We start from the raw sequence: 1,239 nt of genomic DNA on the forward strand, positions 1-1,239 counted from the left end.
CGAAGATGATGGCGAACTGGGTTTTGGCCTCGAACCACTCGCGCGGCGGCCGTTTCCATTCTTCGGCCGCGTGATTGAGAACGAGGTATAGCAGTTTCATCGCCGCCTCGTCACCGGGGAAGTGACCACGGGTACGAACCGCCCTTCGCAGTTTTGAGTTCAGCGCCTCGATCGCATTCGTCGTGTAGATTATCCGCCGGATCGGCGCGCTGAAGGCGAAGAACGGGATCACTTGCTCCCAGTGCCGACGCCAGCTCTGCGAGATAGCCGGATATTTCTGGCCCCACGGACCTTCCTCGAAGGCTTCCAGCGCGGCCAGGCCGGCCTCGGCATTCTCGGCGCGATAGACGCTGCGTAGGGACTGGGCGATGGCCTTGCGGTCTTTCCAGGACGCGAAGCTCATGCTGTTTCGGATCAGATGCACGATGCAGGTTTGAACGACGGTTTCGGGGAAGACCGCGTTGATCGCATCCGGGAAGCCCTTCAGGCCGTCGACAACGGCGATCAGGATATCGGCTACGCCCCGGTTTTTCAGCTCGTTCATGACGCGCATCCAGAACTTGGCGCCTTCGGTTTGCTCTATCCAGATGCCGAGGATTTCCTTGGTTCCATCGGGCAAGATGCCCAGCGCGATGTAGACCGCCTTGTTGCGCACGAAGCCTTCGTCCCTGATCTTGACCCGGATCGCGTCAAAGAACACCAGCGGATAACAGGCATCGAGCGGTCGTCCCTGCCATTCGCTGACCGTTTCCAGCACGGCGTCGGTCACCGTCGATATCAGGTCCGGCGATACGTCGATGCCGTAAAGCTCCTCAAGGTGCCCCCGGATCTCGCGCACCGTCATGCCGCGTGCGTACATCGAGATGATCTTGTCGTCGAAGTCCGGGAAGCGGCGTTGGTATTTGGCGATCAGCTTGGGATCAAACGTACCCGACCGGTCGCGCGGAATGTCCAGCGTCACCTTCGACGAACCGGTCAACATCGTCTTCTTCGAACTGCCATTGCGGCGATTGCCAACCCTGGTTTCCGCTTCCGATTCGAGATGATCGTCCAGTTCGGCAGCGAGCATCCGCTCCGAAAGCGCCTTCTTCAACTCGTCGATCAGCCCGTCCTTGGCAAACAAATCCTGCGGATCACGACCGTCCAGAAGCTGATCCAGTAAATCCTTGTCGATTGCCATATCGATGGTCCTTTCCATTCCATCTATATGGCCTCGCGCACAAAATTACTGACAGGCCC

1 protein-coding gene is annotated in these 1,239 nt (G+C 58.8%); it reads right to left on the minus strand.

The annotated features are described in order from the left end of the window. On the minus strand, positions 1-1,180 hold a 1,180-nt coding region (locus FHS75_RS17705), incomplete at its 3' end, for an IS256 family transposase (protein ID WP_179408975.1). Between the last annotated feature and the right edge of the window lie 59 nt (positions 1,181-1,239).

Origin of the sequence: Novosphingobium marinum, from assembly GCF_013408095.1 — a bacterium.
Taxonomy (GTDB): domain Bacteria; phylum Pseudomonadota; class Alphaproteobacteria; order Sphingomonadales; family Sphingomonadaceae; genus Novosphingobium; species Novosphingobium marinum.